Raw genomic sequence first — 22075 nt, 5'->3', positions numbered from 1 at the left:
TAATTCCCTTTACGTAAACGTTAATATCAAAAGGCGGAGTTAGGGATGAACATCGACCAGATCGAAGCCCAGATGCGGGCGCGGGCGTTGAATTTCACCGGCCTGGGTGCCCTGGTTAAGTTCGATTTCGGTGGCGGCGACGCCTTGTTCATCAATGGCCGCAGCACCCCGCCGGTAGTCGGCCGCACGGGTGATGCACCGGACACCACCTTGACCATCTCCCCGGACAATCTGCTGAAACTGGCGGAAGGCAAGCTGGCCCCCACCCTGGCCTTCATGACCGGCAAGCTGAAAGTATCGGGCAATATGGGCGTGGCCATGAAGCTGGCCAATATGCTGGAAGATTAAGCGGGTCAGAAACGGGCGGCGCCACCTTGCCGCCGCCCGTTTTGCTTACCCCACGGCCTCCCCGGCCATCGGCAGCACCACGGTGACCCGCAGGCCCCCTTCTGGTCGGTTGGCCAGGCCGATCTCCCCACCATGGGCGCGGACAATATCATTGGCCACCGACAGGCCCAGCCCGGTGCCGCCCGTATCGCGCGAGCGCGAACCTTCCAGGCGGAAGAAGGGGCGGAAGACATTATCGAATTCAGTCTCCGGAATGCCCGGCCCGTCATCATCGATGGTGACGGTGACATTCTCACCCGTGATGGCGATGGCGATATCGGCCCGCTGACCATATTTCACGGCATTTTCCAACAGGTTGGCAATCGCCCGGCGCAAGGCCATCCGCCGGCCCATGATCGGCACCGCAAAGGGTGAGGGGGTTACGCTGGCCGGCTTGCCGCCATCACGCATATCCTCCACCAGCCGTTCCAGCATGGCGTTCAGTTCCAACGGCTGGATATCTTCCTGCGCCGCCTCGTCGCGGGCAAAGGCCAGGGTGGAGCCGATCATCGCCTCCATCTCCGCCAGATCGTCCAGCATCTTTTCCCGCACCGAATCATCATCAATGAACTCGGCGCGCAGGCGCATCCGGGTCAAGGGCGTGCGCAGATCGTGGCTGACGGCAGCCAGCATCCGCGTGCGATCCTCCACAAAGGCGCGCAGGCGGCGCTGCATCTTGTTGAAGGCGGCAGCGGCCAGCCGCACCTCCCGCGGGCCCGCCTCATCCAGTGAGGGGGCATTCATATCCACGCCCAGCCGGTTGGCGGCGGCGGCGAAACGGCGCAAGGGCCTGGTGGTGAAACCCAGTACCCAGGCCGACAGCAGAATGGCCACCGCCGCACTGCCAGCCAGTGAGGCCAGGAAACCCGGTTCGCGCAGCGCATCCGTGGCCGTAACCGGGGCATGGAACCGCATCCAGGTGCCATCCTTCAGTTGCCGTGACACCTCGATCACCGACGGTTCGGGCGGCGGCGGCACCGGCATCCCGAAGGGCGGGATGGAGATGGCGGGCGATTTCTCCGGCTGCCCCTCCTTCTTCGGTTCCTTCTCGTAGACATCCAGCATGACGTTGTGACCGGCGCTGGTGCGCACGGTCAGTTCCCGTTCCTTCAGCCCGCGCAGCACGGCCAGCCGCACATCGGTCGGCTGTTCCTCAATGGCGCGGGCGAATCCGTCCAGGCAATTGGCCAATTGTCCGCCCTCGGCATCGGCCACCGCCTCTGCCCGGTCGGATCGGTAAAGCCCCAGCGCAATGGCCTGGGACAAAAGGATACCCCCGACCAGCACGGCGAAAATGGAATAGGACATGCGGTCGGTCAGCGCCCTCATGACGGCTGCACCTCCGGGGAGAAGATATAGCCGCCGGAACGCACGGTCTTGATGATCGTGGGCTCTGCCGGGTCTTGTTCGATCTTGCGGCGCAGGCGGCTGATCTGCACATCGATGGAACGGTCAAACGGGCCGGCAGAGCGGCCACGGGTGATTTCCAGCAGATCATCGCGGGACAGCACCCGGCGCGGCCGCGTAGCCAGGGCCACCAGCAGCTCATATTCACCGGCGGTCAGGGTGATCTCTTCACCCTTCTGGTCGGTCAGGCGGCGTTGCGCCTGATCCAGCAGAAAGCCGGCGAACTGGATGCTGCCGCTGGCGATGGGGGCGCCGTTGCTGCCCGTCTGGGCCCGGCGCAGCACCGCCTTGATGCGGGCCACCAGTTCGCGCGGGTTGAAGGGCTTGGGTAGATAATCATCGGCCCCGATCTCCAGCCCCAGGATGCGGTCCGCATCCTCCCCCATGGCGGAGAGCATGACGACGGGCGGCCCGCCCTCTGCCCGCACGGCGCGGCAAAGCGACAAACCATCCTCGCCCGGCATCATCAGATCCAGGACGATCAGGTCAATATTGCGGTCGGCCAGGAAGCGCCGCATCTCCACCCCATCCTTGGCCGCCGTGACGCGGTAGCCATGACGGGTGAGATAGCGCGTCAGCAGATCGCGGATTTCGCGGTCGTCATCAACGACCAGAAGGTGGGTGCTTGTATCGGTCATGACGGCAATTCTATCGCTGTGGGCCGGTATCTGCCGATGCCCATGTTGTTAACGCAAGGTAACGTTTTGATCGGCCGAAACACAGTGTTTCACAAGTCCCCCATCTTGGTCATGGAGGAGAAAAATCAGGGTGTTTTCCTAAGACTGTCCACGGACGAGAGCCGGGATGGACCGAGAGACGACCTGTGAGGAACCACCCATGCGTACCCTGATCGCCATCGCCGCCGCCGCCTTTATCGGTATTTCCGCCGCTGGTGCAGCCGAACCGGCACAGGTTGCCGCCAAGGACAGCACCGCCCCCGTCGCCCGCACCGAACCGCTGACCAGCCGTGAAGCCCGCGACATTGCCCGCACCTATCTGAAGGACAGCAAAGTCCGGCAGGCCCGGGTGGGCGATGTCACCCAACGGAATGGTGAATACAAGGTCGTGCTGAAGTCAGCCGATGGCATTCCCTTCAAGACCCTGACCATCGACGCCGCCACCGGCGAAATCAAGGGCTGATAAAGGCCCCCGCAAACCGCTGCCGGCCATCCCCGTTGCCGGCAGCGGAAGGGGCGGCGCTCCCGGTTGTCCACCAGCCGCCCCTTCGACCGGGCCGGTGGGTGCTTGCCGGCCCCATCCCGGCCAGCACCCACCGGTACCAAGACCATGAGAAGCGCGCCGAACCCAAAGCCTACCTGTTGAACGGAAGGAGGTCTGACCCATGAAGCCCACCCAAGGCCCCCTGCTGTCCCTGTTCGACAATGCCGATGGCACCCCCTTGCAACAGCGCCTGTTCGACCGGCTGCGCGCCGCCATTCTGGATGGCGCCATCCGTCCCGGTGAACGCCTGCCTTCGACCCGCACATTGGCGGCCGATCTGGGCGTGTCGCGCAATACCGTGGTGGCCGCTATCGACCGGCTGATCGCGGAGGGCTATCTGGAAGCCCGCATCGGTTCCGGCACCTTTGTCAGCCGCAGCCTGCCCGATGATGCCATGGCCCCGGCCCTGCGGCTGGCCACGCCCCGGCCGCCGAAGCAGAACCTGCCGGTGATGGCCGCCGGAGCCGAAATCCTGCCGTTCCGGCCCTGTGTGCCGGCCTATGATGAATTTGATGTGGAGAACTGGCGCCGGCTGCTGGCCAAGCGCTGGCGCGATACTGGCGGCCTGCTGCTGGGCAACGATACCGCCGCCGGCTGGGCCTCGCTGCGCCGCGTGCTGGCCGGGCATCTGCAGACCAGCCGGGGCATCAGCTGCGACCCGGAACAGATATTGATCCTGCCCGACCGCCGTACCGCCCTGGAGCTGGCCGCCACCTTGCTGCTGGGGGCGGGCGATACGGTGTGGCTGGAAGATCCCGGCTGCAACCTGCAACATCTGGTCTTCGGCAACCGGGGCCTGCACGCCGTCCCCGTCCCCATGGACAGCGACGGGCTTGATGTGGAACGCGCCCAACGGCTGGCACCGGATGCACGGTTGGCCCTGGTCAGCCCCGGCTGGCAGTTTCCGCTTGGCGGCACCATGCCCCTGCGCCGCCGCATGGCCATGCTGACCTGGGCCCGCCGCACCGGCGCCTGGCTGCTGGAGGATGATCGTGATGGCGGTTATCGCTATACCGGCCGGCCGCTACCGTCCCTGATGGGGCTGGATGACAGCGAACGGGTGCTGCATCTGGGAAGCCTGGACCAGACCCTGGTGCCCTCCCTGCGGCTGGCCTGGCTGGTGGTACCACCAGCCTTGCTGGGGGCTGCAAGATCGTTACGGAACCGGATGGATATTACCGTTCCGCTGCCGGAACAAATGGCGGTGCATGATTTCCTGGCCGAGGGGCATTTCTGCTCCCATCTGCGGCGGACAAGGCGGCTTTATGCGGAACGTCAGCAGGCGCTGCTGTTCGCCGCCGAACGTTATTGGCAAGGGATGCTGACCCTTGAGGCCGCCGGGGCCGGGCTGCATCTGCTGGCCCGGCTGGCACCGGGGCTGGGTATCGGTGATACCAGCCTGTCGGCCCAGGCCCAGGCGGCCCGCCTGGATGTGCCCGCCCTTTCGCACTATCGCCATGGGCCGGCCCCGGCGGGCGATCCCGGCGCCTTGCTGCTGGGATACGCCGCCTTTACACCGGAAAGGATCAGCCGGGCCGCTGAAAGGTTGGCCCAGGTGCTGGAACGGGCGCAGGCCCAGGGCGAAACCCGCTTCGGCGGTGCCCGGCGGCTTGTTCCGGCTACGTAACGTCTGCCACCAGGCCGCCGACCAGCCGCGCCAGGGCATCGGGTGCGATGGGAAAGACGGTATTGGGTGTGCCGGCCGCCGCCCAGATCACCGGATAGGCCAACAGGTCACGGTCAAACAGGGTGATGGGCGGCACATTATGGCCAACCGGCGGCACCCCGCCGATGACATAGCCGGTCTTCTGCCGCACAAAATCAGCATCGGCCTTGGCCAGACGTTCCCCGGCCAGGGCCGATGCCAGATGCCGCGCCACCGTCGCCTCATTCACCCGGTTGCTGCCCGAGGCCACCACCAGGATCGGCCGGGCAGTGTCACGGGTGCGGAACATGATGGATTTGGCAATCTGCGCCACCTCGCAGCCAATCGCGGCCGCTGCCTCCGCCGAGGTGCGGGTAGACGCGGCGAATTCCAGCACATGAATCGGGTGCCCGTGATCATTCAGCAGATTCTGAATCTTCTGGGCGCTGGGGCTGAGCGAGATGGCCATGGGCGATCAACCCGCCAGTTCACGCGAACGCTGGGTCGCGGCGGCAATGGCCCGGCGCATCAGCGCCGCCATCCCCTGCGGCCCCTCCTCCATCAGCACATCCAGTGCTGCCTGGGTAGTGCCCTTGGGGCTGGTGACATTACGGCGTAATTGTTCGGCTGATTCATGGCTCTGGCGCAGCAGCTCGCCCGAGCCCACGATGGTGGCGCGCGCCAGCTGCATCGCCAAATCGGGCGGCAAACCCGCCGACTCGCCCGCCCGCGCCAGCGTTTCCACCAGCAGGAACACATAGGCCGGACCGCTGCCGGATACGGCGGTGACGGCATCCAGTTGGCTTTCCTCCGCCACCCAGGTCACCTCCCCCACGGCGGAGAGCAATTGCTGGGCCAGGGCGCGGCCCTGGCTGTCGACATTGGCGTTGGCCACCAGGGCACTGATGCCCCGGCCAACGGCGGCCGGCGTATTGGGCATGGCGCGCACGATGCGCGCCCCGTCACCCAGGAATTTCTGAAAATAACCCAGCGTCTTGCCAGCAGCGATGGACAGGAAAAGCGCGCGGTCGGCATAGCGAGCGTAGGCCGGCAATACCTGATCCATCATCTGCGGCTTGACCGCCAGAACAATGGCATCAGGCTGAAAATCCGCCGGAATGTTGGCGGCATCGGTCACCACCTGCACATCGTCAGGCAGCCCCTTGGGCGGGCCGAACGGCTCAACCACCACCATCACGGTGGCGGGATCGGCCTGTTTCCAGCCAGCCAGCATGGCGCCGCCCATCTTGCCGCAACCGACCAGAAGCAATTTCGCGCTCATCACATTCCTCCCCGGAAAAGCATTGGCCCGGCCCCTGCCTCGAACGAGGTTCAGGTCAGCCGGTTCTCAAGCCTCCCCTACCGTATCCAGAATGGCAGCGGCCACCGCTTCCTGCGCTGTCTTGCCACCCCAGATGACAAACTGGAAGGCCGGATAGAAACGCTCGCACTCTGCCAGGGCAATGTCCACCAAGTCTTCCAACTGTTCCGAACTGGCGCCACGGGCACCGCGCAACAAGGTGGTCTGGCGGAACATCGGTGTCGCCTGATCTGGGCAGACATCGAAATGGCCCAGCCAGAGCTTGGGATTGACCTCCCCCAGCAATTCCGACACCGAGACGCGGCGCGGACCCGGCACCTTCATGTCAAACTGGCAGGAGAACTGCATCGCGCTCACCTCCGACTGCCACATGAAGAACAGGCGATAGTCACACCAGCGACCGGTGATCTCCACCACCATCTCTTCTTCATTCACGCGGTCGAAGGCCCACTCATTGGCAGCAACGATCTCTTCCAGAATATCCAGCGGATTATGGGTGGATGCCGCATGTTCCACGGAAACGGCCGTCATACTCTCTCTCCTCAGTCCCCCACCGATCCCCGGGACCGGCCCGCCACCCTGGTTTGACCCAGATATTGTGGCGTATGGTTGATGAGCCACCATGGATACGGTGCCAGCGCCTACTTGCGTGTGCAACCTGAATCCAGTGCCGGCCCACCCCCCTTTGTCACATGTTCTACTGACGGCCTTCCCGACCATGGCAAAACCCCACCGCAAAGCGGCGGGGCGCCGGCAATCCGTAAAACCGATAAAGCGTCATTCAGCCCTGGCGGGCTGCCTGCAATTCCGCCACCAGGGCTTCCAGCTTGGCCACGCGTTCTTCCAACGGAGCAGCGGCGGCCAGCTTCTCCTCCAGTTCCTCCTGGTGGGCGCGGGCCTCCGCCGCCATGGTCTTGGCGGCCTCGAACTCTTCGCGGGAAACGACATCCATCTGTGACAGGATGCGTTCGAACTGCTGGCGGAACTGCGCCTCCACCTCCGCGCGGATGCCCGACAGGGCGCCGACGGCGCCGCTGGCCACACGGGCCAGGTCATCCAACAGCTTGTTCTCGATCTGCATGGGTTGATACCCCTTTCAAAAGCGGGCGGCATTATGGTGACGACATCGGGCTCTGTCCATGGCGTTAGCCGCAAGCGCGCCCCGCTTGCCCCGCCTGTCAAGACACACCTATATAGGCCGCGACAGTGGACACGCCGCAACGGCGCGCCTACCCCTTCATCTGGTGATCGGCGGACCTGCCGACCAGATGCCAACCGCGACGACGGTGCTGATGATGCTTGCCATCCCCTTTCCCGCCTTCGATCCCGTGGCTTTGTCCCTGGGGCCCGTTTCGATAAAATGGTACGGGCTGGCCTATGCCGTCGGCATTGCCTTCGCGCTCTGGTACACGATGCGGCTGGCCCGCAATACCGGCCTGCGGCCGACTCCGGATGATTTGTCGGATTTTCTGATCTGGGCGGCCGGCGGCATCCTGATCGGCGGCCGGCTGGGCAGTGTCATCTTTTACAATCTGGATGCCTATCTGGCCGATCCGCTGGAAATTCTCCGTGTGTGGCACGGCGGCATGTCCTTCCATGGCGGTCTCAGCGGGGTGATCGTCGCCATGCTGATCTTCTCCTGGCGGCGGGGTTTCTCCCCCTTCGCGCTGGGCGATCTGGTGGCCTGCGCCGCCCCGGTGGGGCTGCTGCTGGGCCGGCTGGCCAATTTCGTCAATGGGGAGTTGTGGGGCCGTCCGGCGGATGTGCCCTGGGCCATGATCTTCCCCACCGGCGGTGACATTCCGCGCCATCCCAGCCAGCTTTATCAGGCCGGGCTGGAAGGTATTGTCCTGTTCATCGTGATGTTCCTTCTGGTGCGCAATCAGGCGCTGCGTGCCCGCACCGGTACCCTGTCCGGCTGTTTCCTGATCGGTTACGCAATTGCCCGTATCGTGGGTGAGTTCTTCCGCCAGCCCGACGCCCAGGTCGGGTTCCTGGCCTTTGGCACCACCATGGGGCAGATTCTTTCTGTGCCGATGCTGCTGGCCGGCATGTGGATGGTGCTGCGGGCCCCGTTCGGCACGCCCGTGCCGGCCCCGGTGGCGCAGGAAAAGGCACCGTGACCAGCGCGCTGCTACCCCTGCTGACCCGGCGCATCGCGCTGAGCGGGCCGATCAGCGTCGCCAGCTTTATGGCTGAGGCGCTGGGCCATCCAGAGCATGGCTATTACATCACCCGCGACCCCCTGGGCAGCGCGGGGGACTTCACCACCGCCCCGGAAATCAGCCAGATGTTCGGGGAGATGGTGGGCGTCTGGCTGGCCGATTGCTGGCTGCGGCTGGGCAGCCCCGATCCGGTGACCCTGGTGGAGCTGGGGCCGGGGCGCGGCACCCTGATGGCCGATGCGCTGCGCGCCACCCACCGGGTGCCGGCCTTCCATGCCGCCCTGCGGCTGGCCCTGGTGGAAACCAGCCCCACCCTGCGCGCCCGACAGGCCGCCATTCTGGGGGATTATTCCCCGCAATGGCATGACAGTCTGGCCGATGTGCCGGCCGGGCCGATGCTGCTGGTCGCCAACGAATTTTTCGACGCCCTGCCCATCCGCCAGTTTGTGCGCGGCCCACGCGGCTGGGCCGAACGCAAGGTCGGACTGGATGAGAGCGGCGATCTCTGCTTCATGCTGGAACCGGCACCGGTGGCCGCCGCCCTGCACCCGGTCTTCGCCGATCCGCGCATTCCAGCCGGGGCGGTGGCGGAACTCTGCCCTGCCGGGATCGGTATCGCACGGGAGATCGGCCAGCGGCTGGCCGAAGCACCCGGTGCCGCCCTGCTGGTTGACTATGGCTATGCCGGCCCCGCCATCGGCGATACACTGCAGGCCCTGCGGGCCCATCGCATGGTGCCGGTGCTGGATGATCCCGGCCTGGCAGACCTGACCGCCCATGTGGATTTCACCGCCCTGGCCCAGGCGGCCCAGCAGCGGGGGGCCGACGCGCATCCCGGCCCCGGCCGCACCATCGATCAGGGGGACTTACTGCGGGCCCTGGGGATTGAGGCACGCGCTGCCGCCCTTTCCCGCCAGGCCAGCCCCCAACAGGCCGCGGATATTGCCAACGCGCTCGCCCGCCTGACGGAGCCGGGGCAGATGGGGCGGCTGTTCAAGACCATCGCCCTGACCAGCCCCGGTTTCGGCCCCCCGGCCGGCTTTGCCCCCCATCCCTGATCGGGAAGGAGAACGAGATGATCACCCTGCCCCTGCTGGCCGACCTGCCCGGCATCCGCCATGGTTTCATGACCCGTGCAGGCGGTGTCTCCACCGGCATCTATGCCGGGCTGAATTGCGGCCTGGGCTCCAACGATAATCCCGACCATGTGCGGGAGAACCGGGCCCGGGCGATGCAGGCGCTGGGCCTGCCGCCCGAGGCGCTGGTCACCGTGTATCAGGTCCACAGCCCCGACGTGGCCCGTGTCACTGCCCCCTGGTCCCCGGCCGACGCACCGCGCGCCGATGCCCTGGTGACCGACCGGCCTGGCATCGCGCTGGGCATCCTGACGGCCGATTGCGTGCCGGTGCTGTTCTGCGACGCAGAGGCCGGCGTCATCGGTGCCGCCCATGCCGGCTGGAAGGGGGCGGCAGGTGGCGTGCTGTCGGCAACCGTCGCCGCCATGGCGGAGCTGGGGGCCAACCCTGCCCGCATCCGCGCCGCCGTCGGCCCCCATATCGCCTGGGACAGTTACGAGGTGGGGCCGGAATTCCGTGACCGGTTCCTGGCCATGGCCGCCGACAATGCAAAGCTGTTCAAGCCCAGCCGGCGCGAAAGCCACTGGATGTTCGATCTGGCGGGCTATGTCGATGACCGGCTGCGCGCCGCCGGCATCAGCCGCATTGCCCATGCCGGCCAGGATACGGTGACCCAGGAGGACCGCTTCTTCTCCTATCGCCGCACCACCCTGCGCGGGGAGCCGGATTATGGGCGGGGCATTTCCCTGATCGCGCTGGGTTGAGCCACCGTTGCAGTTTGCAAAGACGATTGCAGAGTCGGTACAAATTCGATGTATCTCGTACCAAAAATGCCACAGCTGCAAAAAATCAGGCAAAATTTGCCCACTTGATTAACCCGACATTCACAGGTGCCGTGCGATCCTGCTCGAAATTACAGCTAATCCCTTGTAGAGTCTGGCCTACGATCCTTGCCTGACAGGAGCGCGGTTCCCGTGGAGTCGTTTCTGCAAACATTGCGGGGTCTCGGCCCTGCGCGTCTGGCCGGGATCGGCGCCGCCGTTCTGTTGACGATCGGCGCCATCATCTATTTCGCCGGTTCCTGGTCCACCCCGACCATGTCGCTGCTGTACAGCGACCTGTCGCCGTCAGATGGCGGCGCGATCATCCAGCAGCTGGAAACGCAGAAAATCCCCTATAAGGCCAGCGCGGACGGCACCCGGATTGAGGTGCAGGCCGATCAGGTCGGCCGGCTGCGCATGACATTGGCCCAGCAGGGCCTGCCCAGCGGCGGTAATGTCGGGAATGAGATTTTCAACCAGCCCGAAGGGCTGGGCACCACCGCCTTCATGCAGAATGTGCAGCAGCTGCGCGCCAAGGAAGGGGAGCTGGTCCGCTCCATCCAGACCTTGCAGCCGGTGATGAATGCGCGCGTGCATCTGGTGCTGCCCAAGCGGGAACTGTTCGCCCGGCAGGCCCAGACGCCGACGGCCGGCGTGGTGCTGAAACTGCGCCCCGGCACGCAGCTTTCCAAGGATCAGGTACTGGCCATCCAGACCCTGGTGGCAGCCGCCGTGCCGCAGATGGAACCCTCGAACGTTTCCATCATCGATGACAAGGGCAAGCTGCTGTCGCGCAGCGCCAAGGCGAATTCGCCGGAGGCCATGGCCGCCTCGGCGGAGGAACGCCGGCTGGCCCGCGAACAGGAACTGACCGCCACCATTGAGGAATTGCTGGGCCGGTCCGTCGGGCATGGCAAGGTGCAGGCCCGGGTGTCGGTGGAAATGGATTTCGACCGCATCACCACCAACAGCGAGGTTTATGACCCTGATGGTCAGGTGGTGCGCGGCACCCAGTCGGTGTCGGAGAATTCGGAAAGCCAGAACAAGGACGGCGTTGATCCGGTGACGGTGGCCGCCAACCTGCCCAATGGTGATGCTGCCAGCAATGCCGCCGGCGGTTCTTCGGAGAAGAAGAACCGGACGGAGGAAACCACCAATTACGAAATCAGCAAGACCACCAAGGTGCATGAGCGGGAGACGGGGTTGGTACGCCGCCTGTCCGTTGCCGTGCTGGTGGATGGCAATTACACCACGGCGGAAGACGGGACCAAGACCTATCAGCCGCGCAGCGAGGCGGAACTGGCGCAGCTGCAGCGGCTGGTCCAGTCGGCCGTCGGCGTCGATCCGGCCCGTGGCGACATGGTCGAAGTGGTCAATATGCAGTTCGCCCGGCCGGATGATGAGCTGGCGGGCCTGAACGAGACCATTCTGGGCATCCCGAAGGAAGATGTGCTGCGCATCGCCGAGATGCTGATCATGGCCATCGTTGCCATCCTGGTGATCCTGCTGGTGATCAAGCCGATGATCACCCGCGTGCTGGACCGCACACCGCAGTTGGAGGAAGAGCCCGACCTGCTGTCTGATGGCAGCGGCGTGCCGCAACTGGCCGGCCCCGGTGGCGGGGCCTTGGCCCGCGAACTGGCGATGGAGGCCGCCCAGGCCAACGAGGAACTGGAGCAGATGATCGACATCAACCGCGTCGATGGCCGGGTGCGCGCCTCTTCCCTGCGCAAGGTGGGGGAGATCGTGGAAAAGCACCCGGAAGAGGCGGTATCGATCATCCGCAACTGGCTCTACCAGGAAAGCTGAGGCGGATAGAACCAGCCCATGGCAACGATCAAAAAATTCGTCTTCGACCAGGATTTCGACGAAGGGGCGGCCCCCATGTTGGCAGCACCCGAGCCGGAACCCGAGCCGGAGCTGCCCCCCGCCCCGCCGCCACCTCCCCCGCCCCCCACCTTTTCGGTGGAGGAGCTGCAGGCGCAGGTGCGGATGGCGCGGGAGCAGGCGCGGGCGGCCGCCCTGCAGGAAGGCCGCGTCCAGGGAATGCAGGAGGCGGAAACCGCCGCCCAGCAGGAATTGTCGGCAGCCTTGCGGGGGGTTGAATCTGCCCTTGGCCAGCTGCTGGGAGTGCAGAACCAGGAAACGGCGCTACGGCGTCAGAATACCAGCCGGCTGGTCCTGGCCATCATCCGCAAGCTGTGGCCCGGTCTGGTGGCGCGCGACGGGCTGGCAGAGATCGAAACAGTCATCGCCAGCTTTCTGGAAGAGCTGGCGGAAGAACCGAAACTGGTGTTCCGCGTCCATGAACGCTGGTTTGAGGAGCTGCGCGGCAAGATCGGTGATATGGCCCTGCGGCACGGCTTTGCCGGGCAGGTCACCGTGCTGGCAGACCCGAAACTGCATGAGATGGATGTGAAGGCCGACTGGACCGCCGGCGGGGCGGAGCGGGATGTGAATGGTCTTTGGGCAGAAATCGAGCGGATTGCCGGGGACGGGCTGCGGCAGATGCCGGGCGGCCCGGCCCAGGCGGCCTGAGCGGATAGAAAAAAGCGTTACCGGTAACGCCGGAACAAATTGGGATCAAGATGGCGGCAAAAGACGATATGAGCCTGAACGAGTTCGACGGCAATCGCGGCAATGGCGGCGGCGGCGAACTGGAGGCATTGCCCGTCGTCAAGGATCTGGAATCGGTCTACGACATTCCGGTGCAGATTTCCGCCGTGCTGGGCAAGACCAACATGCAGGTCAGCACCCTGATGCGGCTGAACAAGGGGGCCGTGGTGGAACTGGACCGCAAGGTCGGTGAAGCCATTGATATCTATGTGAATAATCGGCTGGTTGCCCGTGGCGAAGTGGTGGTGGTGGAAGACCGGCTGGGCGTCACCATGACCGAAATCATCAAGACGGACCGGTCATGAGCGACCGCAGCGCCGCCCAACCACGCGCCGGGGCCCCGCCCCCCACCAGCAGCCCGCCGGCGGCGGATGCTGGTGCGCGCCCAGCCCGGCCGCCGGCCTTGCCGCGCCTGCGCCGACGGCTGGATCTGGCCACCATCCTGGGTCTGGGGGCGGCCCTGCTGCTGATTATCGGCGCGCTGGCCCTGGGCGGCGGTGCCGGTGCCTTTTTCGATCTGGCCTCCGTGCTGATCGTGCTGGGGGGAACGGCGGCGGTCACCACCATCTCCTTCTCCGTGCCCGACATGCGGGCGGCGGCCCGTGCCATCGGCCGCACCATGGTGGCCAGCACGCCCGATGTGGCCTCGGCTGCCCGCACGGCCTTGTCGCTGGCCGATCATGCGCGGCGTAACGGTCCCCTGTCGCTGCATCCGCTGGCAGCGGCGACAAAGGGCTGGCCGGTGCTGCACCGGGCGGTGGAACTGATTGTCGATGGGCTGCCGGCCGACGATGCCGAACGCATCCTGCGCACGGAGATTGAGGCCAACATGGCCCGCGCCCGCACGGCGGCAGCCGTGCTGCGCCGCGCGGCAGAGGTGGCGCCGGCCATGGGGCTGATCGGCACGCTGGTGGGGCTGGTGCAGATGCTGGGCAACCTGTCCGATCCATCATCGGTGGGGCCGGCCATGGCGGTGGCACTGATCACCACCTTCTATGGTGCCATCCTGGGCAGCATGGTGCTATCCCCCCTGGCGGCCAAGATTGACCGCAATGCGGAACGCGAAGCCCTGGTGGATGGGCTTTATCTGCTCGCGGCGGGATCGGTGGCGCGGCAGGAAAATCCGCGCCGCCTGGAAATGCTGATCAATACGATGCTGCCGCCCGATCTTCGGATCAGCAGCTTCGACTGAGTTTTATGTGTGACTGTTCGATTGGGCCGAACCGACCGGCAAGAGGGTAAGGACGATGCGTCTACTGATCGTTGGAACGCTGGAAGGCTATATCAGTGCTGCCGGGAAGATCGCGCTGCAGAAGGGCGCGAAGGTGGCGCATACTGACAGCATCGATGGCGCCATGAACGCGCTGCGGGGCGGTCAGGGGGCCGATCTGGTGATGATCGACGTCAAGCTTGACGTCGGGATGCTGGTCGATCAGCTGAAGAATGAAAGGTTCGCCGTGCCGGTGGTGGCCTGCGGCGTGGGCACCGATGCCCAGGCCGCCGTCCGTGCCATCCGCGCCGGCGCCAAGGAATATATCCCCCTGCCCCCGGATGCCAACCTGATCGCCGCTGTGCTGGAGGCGGTGGCGGAGGAAAGCCACGCTATTGTCAGCCGCGACCCTGCCATGGCCGCCGCCCTGGCCATGGCCGACCAGATTGCCCCGTCCGACGCCTCCGTGCTGATCACCGGTGAAAGCGGCACGGGTAAGGAGCTGATGGCCCGCTATCTGCACCGCAAGAGCCGGCGGGCCAATGCGCCCTTCGTCTCCGTCAATTGCGCGGCCATCCCGGAAAACCTGCTGGAATCCGAGCTGTTCGGGCATGAAAAGGGCGCCTTCACCGGCGCCGTCGCTCGCCGCATCGGCAAGTTCGAAGAGGCCAATGGCGGCACCCTGCTGCTGGATGAAATCAGCGAGATGGATTTGCGCCTGCAGGCCAAGCTGCTGCGCGCCATTCAGGAACGGGTGATCGACCGGGTGGGCGGCAACCAGCCGGTGAAGGTGGATATCCGCATCCTGGCCACCTCCAACCGCGACATGCTGTCAGAAGCGAAGGCCGGTCGGTTCCGCGAGGATCTTTATTTCCGCCTGAACGTGGTCAGCCTGAACCTGCCGCCATTGCGCGACCGGCCGGCCGATGTCGCCCTGCTGGCCCAGCATTTCGCCGCCAAATACTCCGAAGCCAACGGGCTGCCCCAGCGCAATGTCGGGGCCCAGGCCATGGCCATGCTGCAGGGCCATCATTGGCGCGGCAATGTGCGTGAGCTGGAAAACACCATGCACCGCGCGGTGCTGCTCTCCCGCGGGACGGAGATTGGGCCAGACGCCATTCTGCTGACAGGGGCCGAGCCCAGCTATACCGCCCCGGCGGCAGCCGCCCCGCCGGTGGCCCCGGCCGCGGCGCGTGCGGCCGCCAGCTATGGCAATGCCGGCGGCTACACCCCGCCGCCGGCCTATCAGCCCAGCCCCTACCAGCCACAACCCGCTTATCAGCCGCCCCCAGCCCAGCCAGCCCCGGTGATCCCCACCGGGGAAAGTGCCACCCGCACGCTGGTGGGCCGCACGGTGGCGGATGTGGAACGTGACCTGATCATCGATACCTTGAAACACACGCTGGGTAACCGTACCCATGCGGCCAATATCCTGGGCATCTCCATCCGCACTCTGCGCAACAAACTGAAGGAATATAGCGAAGGCGGCATCGCCGTGCCGCCGCCAGCCAGTGGCATGGAATCGGAAGCCCTTGGCTGAACCCTTGTTGAGAGGCCGTCTGAAAAGTTTTCCCTCTTTCTCGACATGTTAATGTTTTAATCCCGTCACCCCGGCGAAGGCCGGGGTGACGGGATTGTTTAAAGATGAAACGTGTAAGACGTTGAGATAGCGTGAAACTTTCCGGACAGACACTAAGAGAATCGAATAAAACTTTGCCAAGCAGAATGATCGAACCGGCATGACCGACCAGCCGCAACAACAATCCCCCTTGGGCTCCACCAAGGATGCCCTGCGCCTGACCGTGGAAGCGGTGAAGCGCGGCGAGGTGGGATTCGCGCTGGGCATTCTGACCATCGTGGTCGTACTGATCATTCCGCTGCCCACCTTCCTGCTGGATGTGGGCCTGACCATTTCGTTCGGTTTTTCCATCCTGATCCTGATGGTGGTGCTGTCGATCCAGAAGCCGCTGGAATTCAGCAGTTTCCCCACCATTCTGCTGGTCTCCACCATGCTGCGCCTTTCGCTCAACCTGGCCTCGACCCGGTTGATATTGGGCGAAGGGCATAATGGGGCGGCAGCGGCCGGTCACGTCATCCAGACGTTCGGCAATTTCATCATGGGTGGCAATTTCATCATCGGCGTCACGGTGTTCGGCATCCTGATGCTGGTGAATTTCAGCGTCATCACCAAGGGTTCCGGCCGTATCGCCGAAGTGGCGGCCCGCTTCACCCTGGATGCCATGCCCGGCAAGCAGATGGCCATCGATGCCGACCTGTCGGCCGGCCTGATCGATGAGGGGGAGGCGCGGCGGCGACGCAAGGAACTGGAGGATGAAAGCCAGTTCTTCGGCGCCATGGACGGTGCTTCCAAATTCGTGCGCGGTGACGCGGTGGCCGGTCTGGTCATCACCTTCGTCAATATCATCGTCGGCATGATCATCGGTATTGCCCAGAAGGGCATGAGCTTCACCCAGGCCGGCGCCAGCTACACGCTGCTGACCGTGGGTGATGGTCTGGTCTCCCAGATCCCGGCGCTGCTGGTCTCACTGGCCGCCGGTCTGATGGTGTCGAAATCCGGTTCCACCGGCTCCACCGACAAGGCGGTGGTCGGCCAGCTGACCTTCTATCCCACCGCCCTGGGCCTGACGGCGGCGGTGGTGCTGGCCGTCGGCATGTTGCCGGGGATGCCGAAAATCTCCTTCGGGCTGCTGGCCATTGGTCTGGCGGCGGGTGCCTATTTCCTGCCGCGTTCCCGCCTGATGAAGCAGGCGCTGGAAGCCAAGCAGGAAGCGCAGGCCGCCGCCCCCGCCCCAGCAGCGGAGGAGCCGATTGCCACCGCGCTGGCCATCGATCTGGTGCGGCTGGAACTGGGCTATGGCCTGCTGTCGCTGATCAATACGGAGGCCGGGCATCGGCTGACCGACCAGATCAAGGGGCTGCGCCGGCAATTGGCCGGCGAAATCGGCATCATCATGCCGGCCGTGCGCATCCAGGATAATCTGCAACTGCCGCCCAATACCTATCTGATCCGCATCAAGGAGATTGAGGCGGGCCGGGGCGATATCAGGCCGAACATGCTGCTCTGCATGGACCCGCGCGGCGACCGCATCTCCCTTCCCGGTGAGGCGACGACGGAGCCGACCTTCGGCCTGCCGGCCATGTGGATCGACATGGCCTATCGGGAAGAGGCCCTGTTCAAGGGCTATACGGTGGTCGACCCGCCCACCGTGCTGACCACCCACCTGACAGAGGTGATCAAAGATAATATGGCCGACCTGCTCTCTTATGCGGAGATGCAGAAGCTGCTGGACGAAATGGGCAAGGAACACCAGAAACTGGTGGCCGATGTCGTGCCAGGCCATATCAATATTGGCGGGCTGCAGCGGGTGATGCAGAATCTGCTGGGCGAACGCGTTTCCGTGCGTGACCTGCCGACCATTCTGGAAGGGGTGGCAGAGGCCACAGCTTATACCCGCAACATGACCCAGATTACCGAGCATGTGCGGGCGCGGCTGGCGCGGCAAATCTCCGACTCCAACACCAATGATCTGGGCTATATCCCCCTGGTGACCCTGTCGCCGGAATGGGAACAGGCCTTTGCAGAAAGTATCGTTCAGGAAGGCGATGACCGGCAATTGGCCATGGCGCCGTCGCGCCTGCAGCAATTCATCACCGCCGTGCGCCAGACCTTCGAAAAATTCGCCATGCAGGGCGAAGCACCGGTATTGTTGACATCACCGGCGATCCGGCCCTTCGTCCGCTCCATCATTGAGCGGTTCCGGCCGGCCACGGTGGTCATGTCGCAAAATGAGATTCATCCCAAGGCGAAGATCAAGACTCTGGGCCAAATATGATGGGGCCGCGTATAATGATCGGATTGGGTGACCGGACGGGGCCTTGTGGCCGTGACCGGGCAGCCTGGAAAGCAGAGGTAGAATGCGGCTGAAATCGTTCCACGCGCCGACAATGCAGGACGCCATGCGCCTGGTCCGCGAGGTGCTGGGCGATGACGCCATCATCGTGGCCACGCGGGAAGAGGAAGGTGTGGGCGTCCGCGTCACCGCGGCGATTGAGGAGGATGAGGGCGTTCTGGCCCCCCACCCCGCCATTCAGGCATCGCAAAGCCCGCTGCGTTTCGCCGAACCGGCCGCACCCGACCCGATTGATATCGTTTCTGAGGCCCTGCTGCGCCATGGGGTGCCGGCGGAGCTGAACCAACGGATGATGGATACATTGTCCGACATGGATGCCCGCGATCCCCTGTCGGCCCTGGCGGCAGCCCTGGACAGTGTGTTCCATTTCCAGCCGCTGCCCGATGGCCGGGCCACCCGGCCGATCATGCTGGTGGGGCCGCCGGGTGGCGGCAAAACACTGACAGTGGCCAAGCTCTGTGCCCGCTGCGCCCTGCAGAAACGTCCCGTCGGGGTGATTTCGACCGATACGATCCGTGCCGGGGGCATCGAACAGTTACAGGCCTTCACCCGGGTGCTGAAACTGCGCCTGATGACGGTGGAAGACCCCACCGCACTGGCCGATGCGCTGGACGTGTCGCGCGGGATGGATCAGGTGCTGGTCGACAGTGCCGGGCGCAACCCCTATAACGCCAGCGATATGAAGGATTTGCGCGACTTCCTGGTTGCCGCCGACATGGAACCGGTGCTGGTGATGCCGGCCGGGCTGGACCCGGTGGAGGCGGTGGATATGGCACTGGCCTTCCGCCAGATCGGTGCCAAGCGCCTGTTATCCACCCGACTGGACATGGCACGCCGTTACGGCAGCCTGCTGGCCGCCGCCCATGGGGCTGGCCTGGCTTTTGCAGATGTCAGCGCGACAACGAAAGTGGCCGATGGGCTGATCCCCCTGACGCCCACCATTTTGGCCAAGATGATGATGCCGGAACTGCAGGCCGACGAACGGCGCACCAAACAGACGGGGACGCACGCATGAGCGACTTCACCAGCATGGCCGTTCCCGCCAATGTCACGCCCTTGCGGCAGCGGAATATTTTCGCCGTCGCCAGCGGCAAGGGCGGGGTCGGCAAGACCTTTTTCTCCATCACCCTGTCGCACGCGCTGACCAAGCTGGGCCGCAAGACCCTGCTGTTTGACGGCGATCTGGGCCTGGCCAACGTGGATATCCAGCTGGGCCTGATGCCCAAGCGCGATCTGGGACAGGTGATTGACGGGGTGGTGACGCTGGCCGGGTCCACCACGCGCTATCCGGAAGGCGGGTTCGACATTATTGCCGGCCGTTCCGGTTCCGGCAGCCTGGCAAATCTTCCCCCGGCAAAATTGTCCCAGTTGCGCAACGATCTGACCGACATGGCGCGCAGCTATGACAATGTGGTGATCGATCTGGGTGCCGGGGTGGACCGCAATGTCCGCACCTTCTCCGGTCCGGCCGGCGTCTCCCTGGTGGTGACCACGGATGAGCCGACCAGCATCACCGATGCCTATGCCTTCCTGAAGCTCTCCTATCAGGCCAACCCGTTGGCCGATCTGCGCGTCGTGGTGAACATGGCCCAGACCCGCAATGAGGGGAACAAGACCTACGAGACACTGCTGGCTGCCTGCCGTAAGTTCTTGGGCAAAAGCCCGCAACTGGCCGGGGTGATCCGCCGCGACATGAAGGTACGGGAAAGCATCAAGACACAGACGCCGCTGCTGGTGCGTTCCCCCACCTCTGATGCCGCCCAGGATATCATGGCGCTGGCCCAGCGCCTGACTGTCGGCTGACCCGAAAGGGGGGCGGCACCATGACGGGGCCATCCCTGCCATCCCTTGGCAATGCTGCCGGGAATGCCACCAGTGGCAGCGGCCCCAATCTGGCGCCCCTGGCGGAGGTTACCCTGGCCCGCGTGCCGGAGCGGCTGGCGCGGTTTGACCGCGCCGTCGTGCTGTCCGGCATGGTGGTGGATCAGCGGGATGGCGAAGCCACCCTGCGCACCGCAGCCGGCGATGTGCGGCTGGAAACCCCGGTGCGCCTGCCCACCGACCGGCCGGTAACCCTGCAAATCCCGGTGAGCGTGCCGGGCACCGCGCCGCGCGCCACCGCCCTGGCCCCGCCACCGCCAGCCACCGCTGCCGCCCCGCAGGTGGTGACAACAGCCCCCCCGCCGGTTCCAACACCCGCCGTCACGCCGCAGCCCCCCCTGCCTTTGATCATCCAGGGCGCGGTGCTGTCAGCGGTGGTGGTGCTGCCACCCCCGCCGCGCGCGACCAGCACCCAAGCCCCACCGCCCGACCGGGATGCTGAGGCGCTGGCCACGCTGCTGGGCCTGTCCAAGGGAGGCGGCAGCCCGACGCAAACGGCGTCTACGGCGCCAACACCCTTGCCGACAACACCCCTGCCCGCTACGCCGTCACCGGCAGCGGCAACAGGGCCTCAGCCGCCAGTGGCACAAGGCACCGCCACCCCACCGGCGCCGCTCCTGCCGGAACCGGCACCGATGCCGGTCCCAGGGGGGAACCCCTTGCCAGCCCCAGCGGGTACGCCCCTGCCAGGACCGCTGATCCCCGCCGCCCCTGCACCGGGTGCGGCCGCCCCGACGGTGCCAGTCGTCACGCCACCGGCCACTGGCACGCCAGCAGCCCCACCGCTTCCCATGCCGGCGGCGGCACTGCTGGTGGCGGGACCCAATCCGCTTCCCCCGCCACCAGCAGCCCCCATGCCGGCGCCGGGGCTGGTGAGCCCGCCAGTATCGGGACAACCGGCACCGGAACCGGCTCTTCCATCGGAGGGTGCAGCGGGCGGCAACGCTACCCCTGTCGTCAAAGACAGGCCGGCGACGGAGGCCCCCTTACCGCCGCCCCGGCCCGGCCGTCTGGCTTTGCCGCAACCACCGGCCAGCGGCTTGCTGACCTTTGCCGATTTCGATGCAGCCCCGCCATCCCAACCGGTTGCCCGCTCGGCCAGTCCCGCAGCAGCCATCCGAACCTATGTCGGTGAGAATGCTCAGGCACCGGCAGCGCCCGCCAACACCGTGGCCCCGCTGCCCCTGCCGCAGAGAGAGCCACAGCGCCTGGCCGCTCCCACCCTTCCCGGACCGGGCAGCCCATCGCCGCGTGCGGCTGCAGAGGTTGCCCCCCAACCCCTCCAGCCCGTTCCCCCCGCATCGCCAGCGGGCGAGACCGTTGCCGACACGCCGCCAGAGACCGGGGGCGGACGACCAATCTCGGCCCCGCCGGCGCCACCCGTCGGCGCGACACCGCGCCCAACGCCGGCGGCAGAACAGGCTTCCGCTCCCACACGGCAACCCGCTCAGGCTCTTCCGGGCGGGAACGCTGCTCCAATAATTGAGGCCCGCCTGCGCGGAGCACAACCGCCAGCACCCCCAACCGCCCCTCCCATTGGCCCTGTACCAAGTCCGACGGCGCCAAACCCGCCATCAGGGCCGGTGCCGACAACGCCGCAGCAACCCGCCCAGGCTCTGCCGGACGGGAACGCTACACCGGTAACGGAAGCGCGGCTGCGCGGGGCACAGCCACCAACGCCACCGACCGCGCCACCCGTCGGCCCCACACCACGCCCGACACTGCCAAATCCACCCGCAGGACCGGCGCCAACCGCTCCGCAGCAACCCGCTCAGGCTCTCCCAGACGGGAACGCCACACCGGTAACGGAAGCGCGCCTGCGCGGGGCGCAGCCACCAACGCCACCGACCGCGCCGCCCATTGGCCCGACACCGCGCCCGACGCTGCCAAATCCACCCGCAGGACCGGCGCCAACCGCTCCGCAGCAACCCGCTCAGGCTCTCCCGAACGGGAACACAGCACCGGTGATGGAAGCCCGGCTACGCGGCGCGCAGCCGCCTGCCCCACCGACCGCGCCACTCATCAGCCCGACACCAAGCCCGACGCTACCGAATCCACCCGCTGGACCGGCGCCAACCGCTCCGCAGCAACCCGCTCAGGCTCTCCCGAACGGGAACACAGCACCGGTAACGGAAGCGCGCCTGCACGGCGCGCAGCCGCCAGCCCCACCGACCGCGCCACCCGTCGGCCCGGCACCGCGCCCGACGCTGCCAAATCCACCCGCAGGACCGGCGCCAACCGCCCCGCAGCAACCCGCCCGGGCTCTTCCGGACGGGAACGCCACACCGGTAACGGAAGCGCGCCTGCGCGGGGCGCAGCCACCAACGCCACCGACCGCGCCGCCCATTGGCCCGACACCGCGCCCGACGCTGCCAAATCCACCCGCAGGACCG

General features: G+C 65.8%; 22 protein-coding genes. 14 read left to right on the top strand and 8 right to left on the bottom strand.

Going from position 1 to position 22075, the window contains the following annotated elements:
• Positions 1-45 precede the first annotated feature (45 nt).
• Positions 46-348 (top strand): SCP2 sterol-binding domain-containing protein, encoded by a 303-nt coding sequence (locus tag PCJ49_RS04035; protein ID WP_089289679.1) that lies wholly within the window; start codon positions 46-48, stop codon positions 346-348.
• A 45-nt stretch (positions 349-393) separates the two neighbouring features.
• Here the strand turns inward: PCJ49_RS04035 and PCJ49_RS04030 are convergent, their stop codons facing one another.
• Both PCJ49_RS04030 and PCJ49_RS04025 read right to left on the bottom strand, forming a co-directional pair.
• Positions 394-1716 (bottom strand): ATP-binding protein, encoded by a 1323-nt coding sequence (locus tag PCJ49_RS04030; RefSeq protein WP_269909838.1) that lies wholly within the window; start codon positions 1714-1716, stop codon positions 394-396.
• Positions 1713-2432: a response regulator gene (locus PCJ49_RS04025; RefSeq protein WP_089289680.1), complete on the bottom strand. Its 720-nt coding sequence runs from the start codon at positions 2430-2432 to the stop codon at positions 1713-1715. The genes PCJ49_RS04030 and PCJ49_RS04025 overlap by 4 nt, the downstream gene beginning before the upstream one ends.
• A 199-nt stretch (positions 2433-2631) precedes the next feature.
• Here PCJ49_RS04025 and PCJ49_RS04020 point away from each other — a divergent pair, with 199 nt between their 5' ends.
• Positions 2632-2934 (top strand): hypothetical protein, encoded by a 303-nt coding sequence (locus PCJ49_RS04020; protein ID WP_269909837.1) that lies wholly within the window; start codon positions 2632-2634, stop codon positions 2932-2934.
• Positions 2935-3136: 202 nt separating this feature from the next.
• Positions 3137-4642: a PLP-dependent aminotransferase family protein gene (locus tag PCJ49_RS04015; protein WP_269909836.1), complete on the top strand. Its 1506-nt coding sequence runs from the start codon at positions 3137-3139 to the stop codon at positions 4640-4642.
• Here the strand turns inward: PCJ49_RS04015 and PCJ49_RS04010 are convergent.
• The 4 genes from PCJ49_RS04010 to PCJ49_RS03995 form a co-directional block, all read right to left on the bottom strand.
• Positions 4635-5129 carry a YbaK/EbsC family protein gene (locus tag PCJ49_RS04010; RefSeq protein ID WP_089289683.1) on the bottom strand — a complete coding sequence of 165 codons (495 nt, stop codon included), beginning with the start codon at positions 5127-5129 and terminating at the stop codon, positions 4635-4637. The two genes, PCJ49_RS04015 and PCJ49_RS04010, sit on opposite strands and share 8 nt — an antisense overlap.
• A gap of 6 nt (positions 5130-5135) precedes the next feature.
• Positions 5136-5942, bottom strand: coding sequence for a pyrroline-5-carboxylate reductase (proC, locus tag PCJ49_RS04005; protein WP_269909835.1), 807 nt, complete (start codon positions 5940-5942; stop codon positions 5136-5138).
• A gap of 66 nt (positions 5943-6008) precedes the next feature.
• Positions 6009-6512 (bottom strand): YbjN domain-containing protein, encoded by a 504-nt coding sequence (locus tag PCJ49_RS04000; RefSeq protein WP_089289685.1) that lies wholly within the window; start codon positions 6510-6512, stop codon positions 6009-6011.
• 250 nt (positions 6513-6762) lie between these two features.
• Positions 6763-7062, bottom strand: a complete 300-nt coding sequence (locus PCJ49_RS03995) for an accessory factor UbiK family protein (RefSeq protein ID WP_269909834.1) — start codon at positions 7060-7062, stop codon at positions 6763-6765.
• 211 nt (positions 7063-7273) lie between these two features.
• Between PCJ49_RS03995 and lgt the strand changes: the two genes are divergently transcribed.
• The 11 genes from lgt to PCJ49_RS03940 all read left to right on the top strand — a co-directional run bounded on the left by lgt (position 7274) and on the right by PCJ49_RS03940 (position 19604).
• Positions 7274-8104, top strand: a complete 831-nt coding sequence (gene lgt / locus PCJ49_RS03990) for a prolipoprotein diacylglyceryl transferase (RefSeq protein ID WP_269910496.1) — start codon at positions 7274-7276, stop codon at positions 8102-8104.
• The gene (locus PCJ49_RS03985) at positions 8101-9204 is read left to right on the top strand and encodes an SAM-dependent methyltransferase (protein WP_269909833.1); all 1104 of its coding nucleotides are present in this window, start codon (positions 8101-8103) and stop codon (positions 9202-9204) included. Before lgt ends, PCJ49_RS03985 begins: the two co-directional genes overlap by 4 nt.
• A gap of 17 nt (positions 9205-9221) precedes the next feature.
• The gene (pgeF, locus tag PCJ49_RS03980; RefSeq protein WP_269909832.1) at positions 9222-9986 is read left to right on the top strand and encodes a peptidoglycan editing factor PgeF; all 765 of its coding nucleotides are present in this window, start codon (positions 9222-9224) and stop codon (positions 9984-9986) included.
• Between the two features lie 210 nt (positions 9987-10196).
• On the top strand, positions 10197-11852 hold the full coding sequence (fliF, locus tag PCJ49_RS03975; protein ID WP_269909831.1) for a flagellar basal-body MS-ring/collar protein FliF: 1656 nt from the start codon (positions 10197-10199) through the stop codon (positions 11850-11852).
• A gap of 18 nt (positions 11853-11870) precedes the next feature.
• Positions 11871-12581 carry a FliH/SctL family protein gene (locus PCJ49_RS03970; protein WP_089289689.1) on the top strand — a complete coding sequence of 237 codons (711 nt, stop codon included), beginning with the start codon at positions 11871-11873 and terminating at the stop codon, positions 12579-12581.
• Between the two features lie 50 nt (positions 12582-12631).
• Entirely contained in the window at positions 12632-12964 is a 333-nt protein-coding gene (fliN, locus tag PCJ49_RS03965; RefSeq protein ID WP_089289690.1) for a flagellar motor switch protein FliN, read from the top strand.
• Positions 12961-13851 carry a MotA/TolQ/ExbB proton channel family protein gene (locus PCJ49_RS03960; protein WP_269909830.1) on the top strand — a complete coding sequence of 297 codons (891 nt, stop codon included), beginning with the start codon at positions 12961-12963 and terminating at the stop codon, positions 13849-13851. The genes fliN and PCJ49_RS03960 overlap by 4 nt, the downstream gene beginning before the upstream one ends.
• Before the next feature lie 55 nt (positions 13852-13906).
• Positions 13907-15409, top strand: a complete 1503-nt coding sequence (locus tag PCJ49_RS03955) for a sigma-54 dependent transcriptional regulator (RefSeq protein ID WP_269909829.1) — start codon at positions 13907-13909, stop codon at positions 15407-15409.
• A 199-nt stretch (positions 15410-15608) separates the two neighbouring features.
• Positions 15609-17723, top strand: coding sequence for a flagellar biosynthesis protein FlhA (gene flhA, locus PCJ49_RS03950; protein ID WP_269909828.1), 2115 nt, complete (start codon positions 15609-15611; stop codon positions 17721-17723).
• Positions 17724-17805: 82 nt separating this feature from the next.
• Positions 17806-18816: a GTPase gene (locus PCJ49_RS03945; protein WP_269909827.1), complete on the top strand. Its 1011-nt coding sequence runs from the start codon at positions 17806-17808 to the stop codon at positions 18814-18816.
• Positions 18813-19604: a MinD/ParA family protein gene (locus PCJ49_RS03940; RefSeq protein ID WP_089289695.1), complete on the top strand. Its 792-nt coding sequence runs from the start codon at positions 18813-18815 to the stop codon at positions 19602-19604. Before PCJ49_RS03945 ends, PCJ49_RS03940 begins: the two co-directional genes overlap by 4 nt.
• Before the next feature lie 181 nt (positions 19605-19785).
• On the opposite strand, the gene PCJ49_RS03935 is transcribed toward PCJ49_RS03940, so the two are convergent.
• Positions 19786-20154 (bottom strand): hypothetical protein, encoded by a 369-nt coding sequence (locus PCJ49_RS03935; RefSeq protein WP_269909826.1) that lies wholly within the window; start codon positions 20152-20154, stop codon positions 19786-19788.
• A gap of 99 nt (positions 20155-20253) precedes the next feature.
• Entirely contained in the window at positions 20254-20799 is a 546-nt protein-coding gene (locus tag PCJ49_RS03930) for a hypothetical protein (protein ID WP_269909825.1), read from the bottom strand.
• Positions 20800-22075: the final 1276 nt, after the last annotated feature.

This window comes from Niveispirillum sp. BGYR6, from assembly GCF_027568365.1.
In the GTDB taxonomy this organism is placed as follows: domain Bacteria; phylum Pseudomonadota; class Alphaproteobacteria; order Azospirillales; family Azospirillaceae; genus Niveispirillum.
The sequence above is the reverse complement of the archived record's forward strand: the minus strand, read 5'-3'. Positions and strand labels throughout refer to the sequence as shown.